Source organism: Craurococcus roseus (genome assembly GCF_039523795.1).
GTDB lineage: Bacteria > Pseudomonadota > Alphaproteobacteria > Acetobacterales > Acetobacteraceae > Craurococcus > Craurococcus roseus.
Map to the genome: position 1 here is coordinate 50,421 of NZ_BAAAFZ010000034.1, position 16,223 is coordinate 66,643.

Sequence of the window (16,223 nt, forward strand, 5' to 3'; positions counted from 1 at the left end):
GGCGCCCCGCGGGGGCCGCGCCCCGCTCCGGTCCTCAGGCGAGGACGGCGCGACGCACCAGTTCCAACCCGGACGCGAGCACCGCGAACAGGACCAACCGCTTGAAGGTTTCCGGCGCGATCCGGTCCCGGAGCTTCTGCCCGACGTACATGCCGAGCGCCACGGGGGCGAGGGCGGCGGCGGAGATCAAGACGTCCCACCAGTTGAACGAACCCGTCCCGGCCAAGACGAAGGCGAGCACCAGGGAAGACACCACGAGGAACATCGACGCCTCGCCGGTGAATTCGCTGCCGCGCAGCCCCTTCGCCAGGAGGAACACGAAGACGATCGGGCCGGGGATGGCGGCGACGCCACCCATCAGGCCCCCGAGGAAGCCGGCCGCGACGCCGGCGGCCACGTGCTGCGGGCCCACGTGCAGCTTGGGGGCGGCGAGCATCAGCAGGGCGGTGACGATCAGCGCCGAACCCGCTGCGGCACGGGCGAACTGGGGGTCGGAGCCGGTGTCCACGAACAGCACGCCGGCCGCCACGCCGGGGATCGTGCCGAGCAGCACCGGCGCCAAGCGCCGGAGGCGCGCGAGGCCGGCGCCGGCGCCGTTCTCCATCGCTTGCGGGATGTTGCTCAACACGAGGGGCAGGGTGAGCAGGGCCACCGCCGTCCTGACTTCCAGGAACGCGGACAGGAGCGGGAACGCGACGATGGGCATCCCGATGCCGATCGTCCCCTTGACGGTTCCGGCGAGGACGAGGCTGAACGCGAGGGCGGCTAGCAAGCTGGGACTGGCCGTGGAAAGCACATCGAACAACATCGGGGGGACCTCTGGACTGGCGTTTCGCGATCGCCCGCAGCGCGAGAATGCGGGAGGATTTCCGCCAAAATGTTTACTGGTCAAACCGATCTTTGATCAAAATATTTGCGCCGTCTCGGGAATAACGACTATGTGTTTGACGGCGCAACATTTGCCCAGGACTAGGTTCCAGGAAGCCCCGTCACCCGGGGCTCCCGCCGACAGTCCGTCGGGCGCTCCCCAGCGCGGACGCCGGCAACGCGGCGTCGAAGCCCAGGACCGGCGGGCGCAAGACCCGTTCCCATGGTTCGGCCGCCGGCGAATCGTCGCGGCCGCTCGGCCGGGTAATCCTCCGGGCGGAAACACGCGCCCGGAGGGCCCGCACCGATGGTCACCTGCCTCATCCGCTACGAAATCGACCTCCATAAGGCCGAAGCCTTCGAGGAGTACGCGCGCAACTGGGGCCGGACGATCCCGCGTTGCGGCGCCGACCTGATCGGCTATTTCGCCCCGCATGAAGGTTCGGCCACCACCGCCTACGGCCTCTACGACGTCCCGAGCCTCGCCGCCTACGAGGCGTACCGCGCCCGCCTGCGCGACGACCCGGCGGGCCGCGCCAACTTCGATTTCGCCCGGCGCGAGCGCTTCATCTTGAAGGAGGACCGCGTGTTCCTGCGCCTTGCCTCGGCCCCGCACGCGCCCCTGGTCCGGCCGTGATCGCCGTGATCTTCGAGGTCTGGCCCGCCGAGGGCGAGCGGCAGCACTACCTCGACCTCGCCGCGGCCCTGCGCGCGGACCTCGCAACCGTTGACGGCTTCGTCTCCGCCGAGCGGTTCCAGAGCCTGACCGACCCGGGCAAGCTCCTCTCGCTCTCCTTCTGGCGCGACGAAGAGGCGGTGCGCGCCTGGCGCAACCGCCCGCCGCACCGCGCGACGCAGGCCAAGGGCCGCGCCGGCGTGTTCGCGGACTACCGGCTCCGCGTCGCCAGCGTCCTCCGCGACTACGGCATGGCGGAGCGCGCCGATGCGCCAGGCGACAGCCGCGCCGCCCACCGCGGCTGACGCGCGCGCCTCATTCGGGGAAGGCGGGGGGCGGATCGTCCAGGCCCGGCGGCGGCGGCTGCGCGAGCGGGTCGCGCTCCAGCAGCGCCGGGTCGTTCTCCGTCACCTTGTTCACCCGTGTGGAAACCGGCCACACGGCGAGCCACTCCGGCGGGCAGGGGCGCAGCAGCGCCCGCAGGTCCGCCTCGTCCGCTTCCTCCTCGCCGAGCCACGCCGGCCAGTCCTCCCGCGCGAGGATCACCGGCATCCGGTGGTGCATGGCCGCGAGCTTCGCGTTGGCCTCGCCGGTGACGATGGTGAAGGTCCGCAGCGCCTCGCCGTCCGGCGCGCGCCAGCCTTCCCACAGCCCGGCCAGCGCCATCGGCGAGCCGTCCGCCATCGCCACCGCGAAGGGCTGCTTGGCCTTGCCTTCCGCCTTCCACTCGTAGAAGCCGTCCGCTGTCACGATGCAGCGCCGCCGCGCGAAGGCCTCGCGGAAGGCGGGCTTCTCCGTGAGCGACTCGGAGCGCGCGTTGATCATGCGGCTGCCGACCGACGGGTCCTTGGCCCAGCGCGGCACCAGCCCCCAGCGCAGCGCGTCCAGGTGCCGCGCCCCGGTCTCGGGGTGGCGGCGCAGCACCAGCCCGTCCTGGGTCGGCGCCCGGTTCCAGTTCGGCGCCAAGTTGGGCGTGGCGTTCGCCGCCTCGAAGTAGGCGGCGACCGAAGCGGGCCCGCGCTGCTGGAAGTACCGGCCGCACATGCCCTGGCGGTCAGTTCAACTGCGCCAGGTCCTCGGCCAGCACCACGATGGAGATGGAGTACGAGACATCGCCGTCCTCCTCGTCCCGGTGCACCGTGCCGACGAACTCCTCGCCGATGCGCATCTCAACCGATGCGTTCCTGCGCGACGGCGCCACCAGGGCTATCCGCTGGTTCGCGAACAGCTTGCGGAGATGGGTTTGCACCGCGGCGAGTTCAGCCTGGGTCATGCGAAAGATCCGTGTCGAGCCGTTCAATGTAACCGCATAGCCCCGTGGAAGCGGGCCGGGAAGCCCGGACCGCCGCCCCGGAGCGGCGGACTGGCGCCGGAGCGCGGCGGGCGCCAGCATCCGTGCCGCACCGCGGCGGGGCGCCGCGGCGGCCGGAGTGACACGACGATGAGAAGCCGCTTCGCCCTCCCCGCCGCTTTGACGCTCGCCCTGCTCGTGGGGCCACGCATGGGCAACGAAGCCCGCGCGCAGGCGCAGGCGCCTGGGCCGACGCTCGCGGCCGTGAAGGCGCGCGACCTGCTGGCGTGCGGCGCGCACCCCGGCGCGCCGGGCTTCGGCCTCATGGACAGCCAAGGCGTCTACCGCGGCCTGGACGCGGACACCTGCCGCGCCGTCGCCGCCGCGGTGCTTGGGGACGCGAACAAGGTCCGCTGGGTCGTCCTCACCAGCCAGGCGCGCTTGCCCGCGCTCCAATCCGGCCAGGTGGACCTGCTGGCGCGCACCACCACCTGGACCCAATCGCGCGACACGGCGAACGGCCTCAACTTCGCCGCGACCAATTTCTACGACGGGCAAGGCTTCCTGGTGCGCCGCGCCTCCGACGTCCGGCGCGCGCGGGACCTGGAGGGCGCGACGGTCTGCGTCACCTCCGGCACCACCAACGAGCTGAACCTCGCCGACTGGGCCCGTGCCCAGAGCGTCCGCATCCAACCCCTGGTGTTCGACCAGAACGACGAGACGCGCCTCGCCTACACCGCCGGCCGCTGCGACGCCTTCAGCACCGACGCCAGCCAACTCGCCGGCATCCGCAGCGCGCTGCAGCGGCCCGACGACCACGTGGTCCTGCCCGACATCATCAGCAAGGAACCGCTGGCCCCGGCCGTCCGCCACGGCGACGACCAGTGGCTCGACATCGTCAAATGGACCTTCTTCGCGCTGGTCGAGGCGGAGGAACTCGGCGTGACCCAGGGCAACGCGGAGCAGATGCTGTCCAGCCCCAACCCGGCGATCCGCCGGCTGCTCGGCCTGTCGGGCGACCACGGGCCGCTGATGGGCCTCGACCGGCGCTGGGCCTACAACGCGATCCGCGCGGTGGGGAACTACGGCGAGGTCTTCGAACGCAACCTCGGCGAAGGCAGCCCCATCAAGCTCCAGCGCGGCCTCAACGACCTTTGGACGCGGGGCGGCCTGATGTACGCGCCGCCGATCCGCTAGCTACCGCGCCAACGCCTCCACGATCCGCGCCCTGAGCCATTCCTCGCCCGGGTCGTGGTCCAACGTCGCGGGCCAAGCCATGCGGATCTCCACGTCGGGCACGTCCGGGCCCCCCGCCGGCAGGACCGGCAAAGGGTCGGCGGCGATGCCGCCGGCGTCCGCCAGCGTCCGCGCCACGAAGTCCGGCACGGTGCAAAGGAAGTCGGTGCCGAGCACGGCGCGCCGCACCAATCCGAAGTCGGGGAGGCCGAGCACCACCCTGCGGTCGCGCCCGATCTTCTCCAGGACCGTGTCGGCGAAGCCGTGCAGGTCGCCCTGCGGCGTCACCAGCACGTGCGGCCGGGTGCAGTAGGCGTCGAGGTCCACCGGCCCGGGCGTTTCCGCGTCGCGCACCACCACGAAGCCGCCGCGGCGCACCACCCGCTGCTTGGCCGAGGCCGGCAGGCCGTCCCCTATGTAGGCGACGGCGGTGCCGATCTCGCCCGAATCGAGCATCTGCGGGATGGTGCGGTAGTCGGCATGCCGCAGCACGAAGTCGCAGCGCGGGGCCTGCTTGCGCAGCCGTTTGGTCAGGGCAGGCAGCAGCGCCACCGCCACGTCGTCGGTGCAGCCGACACGGAAGGTCCTGTGGTCGGCGACGGGGTCGAAGGGCGTGGCCTCGGCTAGCGTCCGGGCCAGGGTGTTGAGGCAAGGCTCCAACTCGGCCATGAGCTGGAAGGCGCGCGCCGTCGGCTCCAGCGTGCGGCCGTTGCGGACCAGCAACTCGTCCCGCAAAGCGTCGCGCAGGCGCGCCAGCGCGGCCGACGTGGCGGGCTGGGACAGGAACAGCGCCCGCCCGGCGCGGGTCACGCTGCGTTCGCGCATCAGGGCGGCGAAGACGGGCAAGAGATTGAGGTCGAGCCGGCGGAGGCCGGACTCGTCTGCGTGGTTGGGCATGGGCGGGGACTCGCGAGTCGATCTCGCCGCGGAAGATGTGGCCGCCCCCGGCCACGGTCCAGCCCGCCCATCCATGCCGTGGATGCGCCGCATCCGTCCTTCGCGTTGGCCCGTAGACCTCTGCGGGCGCACCTTCCGACGCGAAGGCAAGGCCGATCGGGGTCGTCGATCCCGGGACCGGGCCTCCGAAAAGAATGGAAGAGACCATGTTCCGCAATATCGCATTCGCTTCGTTGATCGCCGTGGGCGCGGCCGCCACCGGGGCCGCGCAGGCCGCCGACGACGGCCCGCGGCTCGTCAACCGCAGCGGCAGCCAAGAGGTCGTCTACGGCGGCCCTCGCGGCAACGTCGTGGGCGGCGCCTACGCCACCATCACCGGTGGCGGCGACAACACCGTCTACAGCGCCGTGTCCGGCGGCCGCACCGAGGAGCCAGCGCTGGTCGGGCGGCTGTCCGGCGGCGGCGACGACGAGGTGATCACGTACGGCACCCCGGCCCGGCTCGGCGCGCGGGGCTGAGCGGCACGGTCCGCGGCGCGCGTTCCCGCGCGCCGCGGACCGCTTTCCGCGCGGCGAACCCGTCGGACGTGAAGCAGTGCGGGTCGCGCAGGACGGGCCTGTACAAGCGGCCGGCTTCGAAGCGCGGCCGGCTTGACTCAAGGCCATGCCGGCCGTCGTTGGGACAGCCCAACTCGATCCCCATCACGATCGGTTGGCTGGCCCGACAGGTTCGTTACAGGCGTCGCGCGTGTGCCCACCTTCCCCAGGCAACGGCGCACGCCAGGGCCGCGGCGCCCAGCGCCATCTGGCCGTATGGTTGCGTCATCCCGCTCCCTTCTTCGGTCGCGGGCAGACCCCGCGCGCTCAAAGAACGACATCCGCCGGCGTGAGCGGGGACGCGCCCCGGATCTCGACCGCGGCGTCCGCCTCCCCGTCACCATCGGAGTCGAGCAGCAGCCGAACGCCCCCGCGGTCCCCCTCTTGCCGCACCTCCGCCGCGCCGGACGCGGCGAAGGCGCCGCTGCCGAGCCAAGCGAAGGCCACACCCTCCGGCGTCGGGACGCGCGAAACGTCCACCCGGTCCTCGCCGGGCGTGAAGTCGAGGACGCGGTCGGGCGCGTCCGGCCGGCTGTCCTCGGCCGAGTCGAAGCGGAAGGTGTCCGCCCCCGCGCCGCCTTCGAGCGTATCGCTGCCTCCGACGCCCAGGAGCGTGTCGCCGCCGTCGCCTCCCCGCAGGTTTTGGCTCCCATCGCCGCCGGCGAGCAGGTCGCCCGCCGCGCCGCCTTCGAGCGTCTGACCGTCGCCGCCCGTTCCCACGACCAGTTGCGGCAGCCACGGACGCTCAGCTTCGGACCCCGCGTCGCGCCGCTCGTGGAAGACGAACACGCCATCCTGCAGAAAGCGCGTGCCGGTGTGGCGCAGGATCAGGCCGCTCAGCGTGGCGCCCTCGATCGCGGCGAGGGTTTCCGCGTCGAAGCCGGCGTTTTCGTACCAGAGCCGGTCGCCGTCGCGCAGCGCTTCGAACTGCCGGGCGATGACGGCGGCGAAGGTCGGGCCGACGAAGGCGCCCGGCGCCAGCGCCTCGGACAGCCCACCGGTCCAGAGGTCGATCGCGCCCACCTCGCCGAAGGCTTCGCGCAGCGCTCCGGCGGTGGCCGCGTCGTTCGTGATCTGGTCGAAATCGGTGTAGGGGTCGAATCCGAGCGCGTCCCGCATCCCGTTCAGCGTCGGCAAGCCGAGGTCGCGGCCGCGCTGGATGTTCAGCGCGGCGAGGTCCTGGCCGACGTCGAAGTCCACGAGGAAGTTCCGCAGGTCCTCCACGATGCGGGCATCCATCGCCTGCGACAGGTCGGTCGAGAGGTGGCGCAGGAAGCCATCGGCGCCGGAGCCTTCGGCGAAGGCTCCGGGCGGCATGAAGAACACGTCGCGCAGCTCGAAGCCCTCGCCCTCCACCGCGCCGTATTCGTCCTTGCGCTCGGTCTCGACGGAAACGGTGGAATGCCCCCAGCGCCACGCGGCGCCCGCGAACTCCACGAGGATGCGCGCGTCCGCCGAAGGGTCGTAGCCCCGCCACGGCGCCAGCGCCCCTTCGCCGAGCAGGGCGGGCAGGAACCCGTCGTAGGTGATGCGGGCGATCTCCGCGCCGACGACCGCGCGCGCCCGTTCGTAGAGCTCGTCGCCGCCGAGCGACGGATCGGCCGCGGCGAGCCGCTCCACCTGCCAATTGTGCTCGCGCACGAACAGCGTCTGCAAAGCGGTGAGCGACGGGTTCTCCGCGGCGCGCGGGTCGCCGGCGGCGAAGGCGCCGTCCCAGACCGGCAGGTTGCCGCCCTCCGAAGTCCGCATCCTGCCGTCGTCCAAGCGCAGCGCCGCCGCCGTGGCGGGATCGGTGCCGTAGACCACGGACCCGTCGAGCCAGCCGGTCGAGACGTTCAGCGCCGCCCGGGGATTGTCCGGGCCGGTGCCGCTGGCCGGATCAACGACGACGCGCGACGCGAGGATGGCGCTGCCGTCCGGGAAATGCGGGTCGCCGTCCGGCACCTCCACGTCGATGCGGCTGACGCCGTCCGAGCGGCTCCGGATCATGTCGTGGTCGATGAACTGGCCCCAGGCGTACATCATGCCCGAGAGCCCTTGCCCGTTCGGCGCCGCCGCCTCGCCCTCGCCGACCACGAGGTTGCTGACCGTGCGCGGGTTCGGCCCACCGACCATCTCGCCCGCGCCGTCGGTGAAGCGCGCCGGCGCGAGGCGGACGAAAGCGCCGCCCGCGGCGTTGGCGCCGACATCCGAACGGTTGTTTCCCGCGCCGTCCAAACTCCGGAATTCCATGCCTACCGCTCCGCGACTATCGCGGCGGCTTACCCGGGCATCACCAACGCGGGAAAACACAACAGAAGTATTAACGTGTGGATAGATGTTCAGCTCTACACATCAAGACCTCAAGAGCTGTCATCGGTGCTTGTTCGTTGTGAACTCGACCGAGTGTGCGCAGCGCTCCCTTCGCGTTATCCTGCGCTCGATCACTCCGCCCGTTGAAATCGGCGGCCAAGGTTCGGCGCCGGCAGCGCCGCCGCGGCCGACCCCCACCCCGCCGAAGGCCTGACATTCGCATGACCTTCCCCCGCCGTTCCCTGCTCCTCGGCCCCGGCTTGGCCGCCGTGGTCGCGTCACGTCCGCGCGCCCAACCGGCGCGGCCGGGCGCAGCGGCCGGTGCGCGCCCGCGGATGCTGCTCGGCGTGAAGGTGATGGACCCGATGCCCGCGCAGGTACGGCGCTTCGAGCGGTGGATCGGCCGCCGGGTGGACTTCGTGACGCACTACACCTCGCAAGGCGACTACGGGAGCATCGCCGACACCGACCTCGGCCGGCTCAACGAAGGGATGCCGATGGACCGGCCCCTGGAGGTCTCGATCCCGCTCTGCGAGGCCAACGGCACCCTTGCCCGCACGGCCCGTGGCGCCGGAGACCGGGCCTACGCCACCCTGTTCCGCGCGCTCGCCGCCGCCCGGCCCGGCGATCCCGAGATCTGGATCAGGCCTGGCTGGGAGTTCAACGGCGACTGGTACCCTTGGAGCGCGGGCGGCAAGGAAGGCGACTACCGCGCCGCCTTCCGCCGCGTGGCCGGCCTGGGGCGGGAGGTGGACCGGCGCTTCCGCTTCATCTGGGGCTGGACCTACTCGTCCAAGATGGGCGACCCGATGCGCGCCTACCCGGGCGACGACGCGGTGGACTACTTCGGCAACGACATCTACCGGCACAAGAACTACCTGGGCTGCGACCCGGTCGCCGCTTGGAACTCGCAGGTCACGCAACGCCACGGCCTGGCGTACTGGTCGGACATGGCGGACCGGCACGGCAAGGCGAAGACCGTCAACGAGTTCGGCGTCAACGCCGACACCTGCCGCGATTGCCACCCGGAGGCCAAGCCGACCGCCCGGGGCGCGGGCTGCCCCTTCGACGACGGGGCGCCCTACGTGCAGGCGGCCCATGACTGGTTCGTCAAAGTCGGCGTGGTCGCCGTCTCTCTCTGGCACGAGCCGACCGGCTACGACGGCGTCCTCCTCGCCTCCTCCGGCGAGCGCGACCCGCCCACGCCGCGCTGGCCGGAAACCAGCGGCCGCGTCAAGAAGCTCTTCGGCGCCGGTTAGGAGCCGCCGGGGCTTCCGGGCCGCCGCGCGATCGGCACATCGCGCGTCCGGTAGCGCGCGACCGATTCGCCATCCGGCACCTTCTGGAACACCAGGAAGTAGCTGTGGTTCTTGCGCGCGTGGACCTGCCGCACCAGCCGCGCGACGTTGGGCCGGTTGGGGCGCACCACCACGAACAGGTCGCGGGCGTAGAAGCCAAGCTCCGCCAGCGCGCACACGAGCTGCACGTGCGTCAGCTCCTGCCGGTTGGCGCTCACCTCGTCCTGGCACTTGACGATCAGCACGCCGTGGTCACGCAGCACCCGCCGCGCCTCGCCCGAGGCTTCGAGGTAGAGGTCCAGCACCGCTTGGTGCCACCGCCCGGACGCCGCGCCCGCCACCTCCCGCCCGCTGGAATAAGCGGTCCGCAGCGCCGCGTGGGTGCCCAGACCCCCGCGCGTCTCCGCCTTGGCGCGCAGCAGCCCTTCCATGTAGGGCGGGTCGAGCACCACGGCGTCCACGCTGCCGTCCGCGTAGGGCAGGGCACGGAAGTCGGTGCCGGTGGAAAGGTCCGTCGCCAGCAGCCGGTAAAGGCCGGGCGGCACGCGCTTCCAGAACACCCCGCCGCCGAAGGTCACGTCCGCCACCACCGCGCCCGGGGGCACGTGCAGCGCCATGATCCGCGGGAACAGCTCGGCGTTGCCCGCCACGTGCGCCGAGAGCACCGCTTCCGCGGTGGCCACGCCCGACTGGACGCGCCGCGGCTTCGCGGCGGCCGGCGCTTCCGGCGGCCCCGGTTCCGCCTCCGCTTCGCTCAACGCGCGGCGCCGTCCGGGCGCATGGCGCGGATCTCGGCTTCCAGCGCCGCCGGATCGGGGGCGGCGGTCCAGGTCGCGGGCACCACGGTCGCCGCGTTCAGCCGGCGCTTGTAGTCGGCGCGCGAGACCTCGTGGGCGCCGAACTGCGACAGGTGCGGGGTGAGGAACTGCGTGTCGAGCAGGGCGAAGCCGCCGAGCCTGAGCCGCGCCACCAGATGCACCAGCGCCACCTTGGAAGCGTCGCGCGCCCGGCTGAACATGCTCTCGCCGAAGAAGGCGCCGCCCAGCACCACGCCGTAGAGCCCGCCGACCAACTCCCCCTCCTGCCGCACCTCGACGGAGTGCGCGTGGCCCTGTTCGTGCAGCGCCAGGAACAGCCGCTCGATCTCCGGGTTGATCCAGGTGTCCTCCCGCCCCGGCCCCGGCGCCGCGCAACCGGCGATGACGCCGGGGAAGTCCGCGTCCGCCGTCACCGCGAAAGCATCGGAAAGCACCGTCCGCAGCAGCCGCCGCGGCAGGTGGAAGCCGCCCCTCAGCGGCAGCACGCCGCGCCGCTCCGGATCCAGCCAATACAGCCGGTCGCCCCCGCGGCTCTCCGCCATGGGGAACAGCCCGGCCCGGTAGGCCCGCAGCATGAGTTCGGGCGTGATGAGGATCTGGCGTCGACTCACCGCCCCATCATGCCCGGAGGCGGCCCGCGAGGCGAGCGCCGCGGCGGCGGCGCCCCGAACGCCGAGGTTGTGTGATCCGTGCCACTCGACCCGCGGGCCGGCGCTGGTTCAGATCCGCCCGGAAGAAGCGACGCGTCCCTCGGTCCAGGGGCGTCGGGCAAACCGGAGGCGGGCAGGATGGGCATCGAACACCGGCGGTCGATCGTGGCGCTCGGAACCGTGGCGGCGACAACGGCCGCGTGGTTGGCGCCGCGGCGGGCGCGGGCCCAGACGGCGGGCACGGCGGAGCAGCGCTTGCGGGAACGCGGGGTCGAACTGCCCAGGGTCATGGCCCCGGTCGCCAACTACGTGCCGGCCGTCCGCACGGGCAACCTGGTCTTCCTCGCCGGCACCGGGCCGGTGAAGCCGGACGGCGCCTTCGCCACCGGCAAGGTCGGCAAGGACGTCACGGTCGAGGAGGCCTACGGCCACGCCCGGCTCACCGGCCTCATGCTGCTTGCGATGTTGCGGACCGCCGCGGGCGGCAGCCTCGACAACGTGGCGCGGGCCGTGAAGGTGCTCGGCATGGTCAACTGCGGCCCCGAGTTCACCGAGCACCCGAAGGTCATCAACGGCTGCTCCGACCTCTTCGTGGAAGTCTTTGGCGACCGGGGCAAGCACGCGCGCTCGGCCGTCGGCATGCCGTCCCTGCCGTTCAACATCAGCGTGGAGATCGAGGCGATCTTCGAGGTGGCGTAAGCCGGCCGCGGCGGAGGTCAGGCCACGGGCTCGAGGCGGTCCCCCTTCAGCACCTCCAACACGCCCGTGCGGATGGCGAAGCGGGCGCCGTGCAGCGACAGGCGCTTCGCCTGCACGGCCTCCCTGATCCACGGGAAGGTCATGAGGTTGGTGAGCGACACGCGCACCACCTCGGCCTCGTAATGCGCCATGGGATCGACGGCCTCCGCCGGCCCGGGCTTCCGGCGCAGGGCGGGCGCCGCGATCTTCACCCAGGGCGCCACGAAATCCCGGGCCTGCTCCGGCGCGCCCGCCACCATCGCGTGGACGCCGCCGCACTGCTCGTGGCCCAGCACGACGATGCGCGACACCTGGAGCACGCGCACGCCGAACTCCAGCGCCGCGCTGGTGCCGTGGTAGTTGGCGTCGGGCTCGTAGGGCGGGACCAGGGCGGCCACGTTGCGCACCACGAACAGCTCGCCGGGGCCCGCGCCGAAGATGGTGGAGGGGTCGACGCGCGAATCCGAGCAGGCGATCACCAGCGTCTCGGGCCGCTGGCCGCGCTTGGCGAGCGCCTCGTAGCGCGCGCGCTCCGCCGGCCAGACCTCTTCGCGGAAGCGCCGATAGCCCTCGATCAGACTGTCCATGGTCGTCTCCTGCCGCGGTGGGACGGGCGGCCGGCGGCGACCCGCCGGCCTGCCCGCAATGGAAAGGCTCAGGCGTCGGCGCGGGTCAAGCCGGTCGTCGGCACCGCCGCCGCCGGCGCCTGCCCGCCGCGCGTCCGCCACAGGGAAACCGCCACGCCGGCACCCAGGATGGCGAAGGTCACGCCGAGCGACCATTCGGCCGGGAACTTGGTCCATCCAAACAGGTCGGCGACGAAGACCTTAGACCCGATGAACACCAGTAGGATCGCCAGCGCCTGCTTCAGGTAGGCGAAGCGGTGCAGCACGGCGGCCAGCGCGAAGTAGAGCGCCCGCAGGCCGAGGATGGCGAAGATGTTGGAGGTGTAGACGATGTAGGGATCGGTGGTGATGGCGAAGATCGCCGGCACCGAGTCCACGGCGAAGACCAGGTCCGCGATCTCGACCAGGACCAGCGCCAGGAACAGCGGCGTCATCCAGGCCGCCAGCCGCCCGGTCTTCGGATGCGGCAGGCGCACGAAGAACCGCTCGCCGTGCAGCCGGTCGGTCACGCGGAAGTTGCGCCGCATGAACCTGAGCACGGGGTTCCGGGAAAGGTCGGTCTTCTCGCCGCCCCAGAAGAGCATCTTGACGCCGGTGGCGATCAGGAAGGCGGCGAAGACGTACAGAACCCATGCGAATTCGCTCACCAGCGCGGCGCCGAAGCCGATCATGATCGCGCGCAGCACGATCACGCCGAGTATCCCCCAGAACAGGACGCGGTGCTGGTACTCCCGCGGGATGGCCAAGTAGCCGAAGATCATGGCGATGACGAACACGTTGTCCATCGCCAGGCTCTTCTCGACCACGAAGCCGGTCAGGTACTCGATGCCGGCCTGCTGGCCGAGCTGCGCCCAGACCAGGCCGCCGAAACCCAGGCCCAGCACGATGTAGAAGGCCGAGAGCACGAGGCTCTTGCGCACGCCGATCTCGCGGCTGCCGCGGTTGAGCACGCCCAGGTCGAGCGCGAGCAGCATGACGACCAGGGCGGCGAAGCCCAGCCACATCCAAACCGGCTTGCCGAGGAACAAAGCATAAAAGAACGCGTCCATGGCTCCCTCTCGTTGTCGAGGGGCGGCTCGCGACCGTTCGCTCGGAAAAGGCAATCCGGACCCGGCATCGAGCACACCCGATGCGGTCCGACATGAAGCCGCGCGCGATGGCGCGTCGTCAGAGGGGCCCGGCCCGCGCGCAGGAGGTGGGGGAGGCCACGGCCGGGCGCAAGTCCCCCCAGACCGAATTCAATACGGAAAGCGACCGGGAAGGGCCGGCGGGCGCTACCCGGCCTTCGGCGCCTGCCCCGCCGCCAACCGCCGCGCCACGAACCGCTCCAGCCAATGGATGGTGTAGTCGCCGGCCCGGAACTCCGGGTCCTCCACGATCGCCCGGTGCAGCGGCAACGTGGTGCTGATCCCGTCCACCACCATCTCCGCCAAGCTCCGCCGCAGCCGGGCGATGGCCTCGGCGCGCGTCGCCCCGTGGACCACCAGCTTCGCCACCAGGCTGTCGTAGTGCGGCGGCACGGCGTAGCCGCTGTAGAGCGCGGAATCCACGCGCACGCCCAGGCCGCCCGGCGCGTGGTAGGTGGAAACCCGGCCGGGGGAGGGGGCGAAGGTCTCCGGGTCCTCGGCGGTGATGCGGCATTCGATGGCGTGGCCGGAGAAGCGGATGTCCTCCTGCCCGTAGCCGAGCCGCTCGCCGGCCGCGACGCGCACCTGCTCCTTCACCAGGTCGATGCCGCAGAGCATCTCGGTGACGGGGTGCTCCACCTGCAAGCGGGTGTTCATCTCGATGAAGGCGAACTGCCCGTCCTGCCACAGGAACTCGAGCGTGCCGGCGTTGCGGTAGCCGAGCTCCCGCAGCGCCCGCACCACCCGCGCGCCCAAGGCGTCGCGCTCCGCCGCCTTGAGCGCGGGCGATCCCGCCTCCTCCACCAGCTTCTGGTGCCGCCGCTGGAGCGAGCAGTCGCGCTCGCCGAAGTGCACCACGTCGCCGTGCGCGTCGGCCAGCACCTGCAACTCGATGTGGCGCGGCCGGTCGAGGTACTTCTCCAGGTACACCGCGTCGTCGCCGAAGGCGGCCTTAGCCTCCGTGCGGGCGACGCGGAACGCCTCCTCCAGCTCGTCTTCGGAGCGGGCCACCTTCATGCCGCGCCCGCCGCCGCCCGCCGCCGCCTTGATCAGCACCGGGTAGCCGACATCTCCCGCGACGCCCCGCGCCTCCTCGAAGGAGGCGAGGGCGCCGGGGCTGCCCGGCACCAGCGGCACGCCCAGGCGCCGCATGGCGTCCTTGGCGGCGATCTTGTCGCCCATCATGCGGATGTGGGCGGGCGAGGGGCCGATGAAGGCCAGCCCGTGCGCCTCCACCATCTCCGCGAAGCCGGCGTTCTCCGACAGGAAGCCGTAACCGGGATGGATCGCGTCGGCGCCGGTGATGGCGGCGGCGGAGATCAGCGCGGCGGTGTTGAGGTAGCTGTCGCGCGCCGGCGGCGGACCGATGCACACGCTCTCGTCCGCCAGCCGCACGTGCATCGCGGCCGCGTCCGCCGTGGAATGAACGGCCACGGTGCGGATGCCCATCTCCTGGCAGGCGCGGTGGATGCGTAGCGCGATCTCGCCGCGGTTGGCGATCAGCACCTTGCCGATCGGGTGGGGACGGGCCGGCTTGGACGGCGGCACCGGGCGGGGCCTATTCCACGACCATCAAGGGTTCGCCGTACTCCACCGGCATCCCTGGCTCCACCAGGATGCGGGTTACGGTGCCGGCGCGCGGGGCGCGGACCTGGTTGAAGGTCTTCATGGCCTCGATCAGCAGCAGCGTCTGCCCCTGCGCCACCTTGGAGCCCAAGGTCACGAAGGGCGCCGCGCCCGGCTCCGGCGCCAGGTACACCACGCCCACCATCGGGGAGGCGATCAGGCCGGGGTGCTTCGGGTCGATCGCGTCGGCGGAGGACAGCGCCGCCGCGGTGGCGGCGGCGGCCGAAGCGCCGGCCACCGCGGCGGCGCCGGGCATCCCGATCGCCGGGGCACCCGCGAAACCGTGCGCCGGTGGCGGCGCCGGCATGAAGGCGGGCGGCCAAGCGTAGGCGGCCGGCGCCTGGGCGGCGATGGTGCGCGCGACGCGGATGCGGCTGTCCTTCTCGACCACTTCGATCTCGGAAAGGTCGGTGTCCTTCAGGATCTGCGCCAGGGCGCGGATCGCCTCGGGATCGAATTGGATGCCGCTGCTCATTCGTCCTCGTCCGTGAGGGGGGCGTCGCCGTCGTCGGCCGCGCCCGGCACGACCCGCTCCGCCATCGCCCGGAGCGCCAGGGCGTAGCCCCCGACGCCCAGACCCGCGATGACGCCGGTCGCCGCCTTGGAAACGTAGCTCCGGTGCCGGAATTCCTCCCGGCGGTGGATGTTGGTGATATGGACCTCGATCACCGGCAGGTCCACCGCCAGTAGCGCGTCCATCAAGGCGATAGAGGTGTGGGTGTAACCGGCCGGGTTGATGACGATGCCGGCCGCGCGCCCGCGGCACTCCTGCACCCAGTTGATCAATTCGCCCTCGGCGTTGGTCTGCCGGAAGTCGATGGCCAAGCCGAGTTCGTCCGCCGTCTCGGCGCAGAGCGCCTCCAGGTCGTCGAGCGTCGCGGCGCCGTACTTCTCCGGCTCGCGCAAACCGAGCATGTTGATGTTGGGTCCGTTCAGCACGGCGATGAGCGGCGGGGTCACGGCTCCGGTCCCGTTCCAGCGGAAGGGGCGGGCCGTATCACGGGAACGTGCGCGGGAGCAAGCCCGGCATCGGGCAGGTGGAACTCCGGTACCGCAATGACCGTGGAAGGTGGGCAGTGCCGCCTGCCGATGGTCAACCCATTGCCATGTCCCGTAGCGTGAGCAGGTCGCGCTGGACCCATTCGGCATCGGCTTGGGACTTTGCGTCGGGCATCCCCGGTTGCCGGAACAAGGTCACCAGGACCTCCGCCCTGCCCGCGTTCGGGACCACCCTCATGGGAACGTAGACCTCCGGGCCGCTCCCCACGTCGACGTAGTGGTCCATGACTCCGAGCGGGTTGTGGCCCGTGAAGCGTATCCTGATCGGTCCTTCCGGCCCCTTGGCCTTCCAAGCTTCGCCGTCCTTGTCCAAGGATGACCCGCTCAGGCCGGATGCCCATTCCAGGAAGCATTCTGGCCGCCAGATGGCTTCATGAAGGTCCCGCCATGGTTGGCCGATGGAGACGCCGACCGTCCGGGCTTCGA

The 16,223-nt window shown here is 71.7% G+C and carries 19 protein-coding genes; 6 read left to right on the forward strand and 13 right to left on the reverse strand.

Features of this window, described 5'->3' with window-relative positions; translation table 11 throughout:
• Positions 1 to 34: 34 nt before the first annotated feature.
• A complete protein-coding gene (locus ABD067_RS12875) occupies positions 35 to 772 on the reverse strand; it encodes a sulfite exporter TauE/SafE family protein (RefSeq protein ID WP_343895706.1) in 738 nt (245 codons plus the stop codon).
• A 402-nt stretch (positions 773 to 1,174) separates the two neighbouring features.
• On the opposite strand from ABD067_RS12875, the gene ABD067_RS12880 reads away from it, so the two are divergent.
• Both ABD067_RS12880 and ABD067_RS12885 read left to right on the forward strand, forming a co-directional pair.
• The gene (locus ABD067_RS12880) at positions 1,175 to 1,504 is read left to right on the forward strand and encodes an NIPSNAP family protein (RefSeq protein WP_343895707.1); all 330 of its coding nucleotides are present in this window, start codon (positions 1,175 to 1,177) and stop codon (positions 1,502 to 1,504) included.
• The gene (locus tag ABD067_RS12885) at positions 1,501 to 1,848 is read left to right on the forward strand and encodes an antibiotic biosynthesis monooxygenase family protein (protein WP_343895708.1); all 348 of its coding nucleotides are present in this window, start codon (positions 1,501 to 1,503) and stop codon (positions 1,846 to 1,848) included. The genes ABD067_RS12880 and ABD067_RS12885 overlap by 4 nt, the downstream gene beginning before the upstream one ends.
• A 10-nt stretch (positions 1,849 to 1,858) precedes the next feature.
• Here ABD067_RS12885 and ABD067_RS12890 read toward each other — a convergent pair whose 3' ends face one another.
• Both ABD067_RS12890 and ABD067_RS12895 read right to left on the reverse strand, forming a co-directional pair.
• Positions 1,859 to 2,587 (reverse strand): SOS response-associated peptidase, encoded by a 729-nt coding sequence (locus ABD067_RS12890; protein WP_343895709.1) that lies wholly within the window; start codon positions 2,585 to 2,587, stop codon positions 1,859 to 1,861.
• Positions 2,588 to 2,597: 10 nt separating this feature from the next.
• A complete protein-coding gene (locus ABD067_RS12895) occupies positions 2,598 to 2,816 on the reverse strand; it encodes a DUF3126 family protein (protein ID WP_343895710.1) in 219 nt (72 codons plus the stop codon).
• A gap of 168 nt (positions 2,817 to 2,984) precedes the next feature.
• On the opposite strand from ABD067_RS12895, the gene ABD067_RS12900 reads away from it, so the two are divergent.
• Positions 2,985 to 4,031, forward strand: coding sequence for an amino acid ABC transporter substrate-binding protein (locus ABD067_RS12900; protein WP_343895711.1), 1,047 nt, complete (start codon positions 2,985 to 2,987; stop codon positions 4,029 to 4,031).
• Here ABD067_RS12900 and ABD067_RS12905 read toward each other — a convergent pair whose 3' ends face one another.
• On the reverse strand, positions 4,032 to 4,967 hold the full coding sequence (locus ABD067_RS12905; protein WP_343895712.1) for a LysR substrate-binding domain-containing protein: 936 nt from the start codon (positions 4,965 to 4,967) through the stop codon (positions 4,032 to 4,034). It lies immediately after the preceding gene.
• 206 nt (positions 4,968 to 5,173) lie between these two features.
• On the opposite strand from ABD067_RS12905, the gene ABD067_RS12910 reads away from it, so the two are divergent.
• Positions 5,174 to 5,485 (forward strand): hypothetical protein, encoded by a 312-nt coding sequence (locus tag ABD067_RS12910; protein WP_343895713.1) that lies wholly within the window; start codon positions 5,174 to 5,176, stop codon positions 5,483 to 5,485.
• 345 nt (positions 5,486 to 5,830) lie between these two features.
• On the opposite strand, the gene ABD067_RS12915 is transcribed toward ABD067_RS12910, so the two are convergent.
• Positions 5,831 to 7,795 (reverse strand): peroxidase family protein, encoded by a 1,965-nt coding sequence (locus ABD067_RS12915; protein ID WP_343895714.1) that lies wholly within the window; start codon positions 7,793 to 7,795, stop codon positions 5,831 to 5,833.
• Between the two features lie 281 nt (positions 7,796 to 8,076).
• Here ABD067_RS12915 and ABD067_RS12920 point away from each other — a divergent pair, with 281 nt between their 5' ends.
• Complete coding sequence (locus tag ABD067_RS12920) at positions 8,077 to 9,114, forward strand: glycosyl hydrolase (RefSeq protein ID WP_343895715.1); 1,038 nt, start codon at positions 8,077 to 8,079, stop codon at positions 9,112 to 9,114.
• On the opposite strand, the gene ABD067_RS12925 is transcribed toward ABD067_RS12920, so the two are convergent.
• Positions 9,111 to 9,911 carry a hypothetical protein gene (locus tag ABD067_RS12925; RefSeq protein ID WP_343895716.1) on the reverse strand — a complete coding sequence of 267 codons (801 nt, stop codon included), beginning with the start codon at positions 9,909 to 9,911 and terminating at the stop codon, positions 9,111 to 9,113. The two genes, ABD067_RS12920 and ABD067_RS12925, sit on opposite strands and share 4 nt — an antisense overlap.
• Complete coding sequence (gene aat / locus ABD067_RS12930; RefSeq protein WP_343895741.1) at positions 9,908 to 10,546, reverse strand: leucyl/phenylalanyl-tRNA--protein transferase; 639 nt, start codon at positions 10,544 to 10,546, stop codon at positions 9,908 to 9,910. The genes ABD067_RS12925 and aat overlap by 4 nt, the downstream gene beginning before the upstream one ends.
• 213 nt (positions 10,547 to 10,759) lie before the next feature.
• On the opposite strand from aat, the gene ABD067_RS12935 reads away from it, so the two are divergent.
• Positions 10,760 to 11,320 (forward strand): RidA family protein, encoded by a 561-nt coding sequence (locus ABD067_RS12935; RefSeq protein ID WP_343895717.1) that lies wholly within the window; start codon positions 10,760 to 10,762, stop codon positions 11,318 to 11,320.
• 17 nt (positions 11,321 to 11,337) lie between these two features.
• On the opposite strand, the gene ABD067_RS12940 is transcribed toward ABD067_RS12935, so the two are convergent.
• The 6 genes from ABD067_RS12940 to ABD067_RS12965 form a co-directional block, all read right to left on the reverse strand.
• Positions 11,338 to 11,946, reverse strand: coding sequence for a carbonic anhydrase (locus ABD067_RS12940; RefSeq protein ID WP_343895718.1), 609 nt, complete (start codon positions 11,944 to 11,946; stop codon positions 11,338 to 11,340).
• A gap of 68 nt (positions 11,947 to 12,014) precedes the next feature.
• Positions 12,015 to 13,034 carry a TerC family protein gene (locus tag ABD067_RS12945; protein WP_343895719.1) on the reverse strand — a complete coding sequence of 340 codons (1,020 nt, stop codon included), beginning with the start codon at positions 13,032 to 13,034 and terminating at the stop codon, positions 12,015 to 12,017.
• Positions 13,035 to 13,259: 225 nt separating this feature from the next.
• Positions 13,260 to 14,660 (reverse strand): acetyl-CoA carboxylase biotin carboxylase subunit, encoded by a 1,401-nt coding sequence (gene accC / locus ABD067_RS12950; protein ID WP_343895720.1) that lies wholly within the window; start codon positions 14,658 to 14,660, stop codon positions 13,260 to 13,262.
• Positions 14,661 to 14,670: 10 nt separating this feature from the next.
• The gene (locus ABD067_RS12955; RefSeq protein ID WP_343895721.1) at positions 14,671 to 15,213 is read right to left on the reverse strand and encodes an acetyl-CoA carboxylase biotin carboxyl carrier protein; all 543 of its coding nucleotides are present in this window, start codon (positions 15,211 to 15,213) and stop codon (positions 14,671 to 14,673) included.
• Positions 15,210 to 15,698 carry a type II 3-dehydroquinate dehydratase gene (gene aroQ, locus ABD067_RS12960; protein ID WP_343895722.1) on the reverse strand — a complete coding sequence of 163 codons (489 nt, stop codon included), beginning with the start codon at positions 15,696 to 15,698 and terminating at the stop codon, positions 15,210 to 15,212. The genes ABD067_RS12955 and aroQ overlap by 4 nt, the downstream gene beginning before the upstream one ends.
• 133 nt (positions 15,699 to 15,831) lie before the next feature.
• Positions 15,832 to 16,110 (reverse strand): hypothetical protein, encoded by a 279-nt coding sequence (locus tag ABD067_RS12965; RefSeq protein WP_343895723.1) that lies wholly within the window; start codon positions 16,108 to 16,110, stop codon positions 15,832 to 15,834.
• Positions 16,111 to 16,223: the final 113 nt, after the last annotated feature.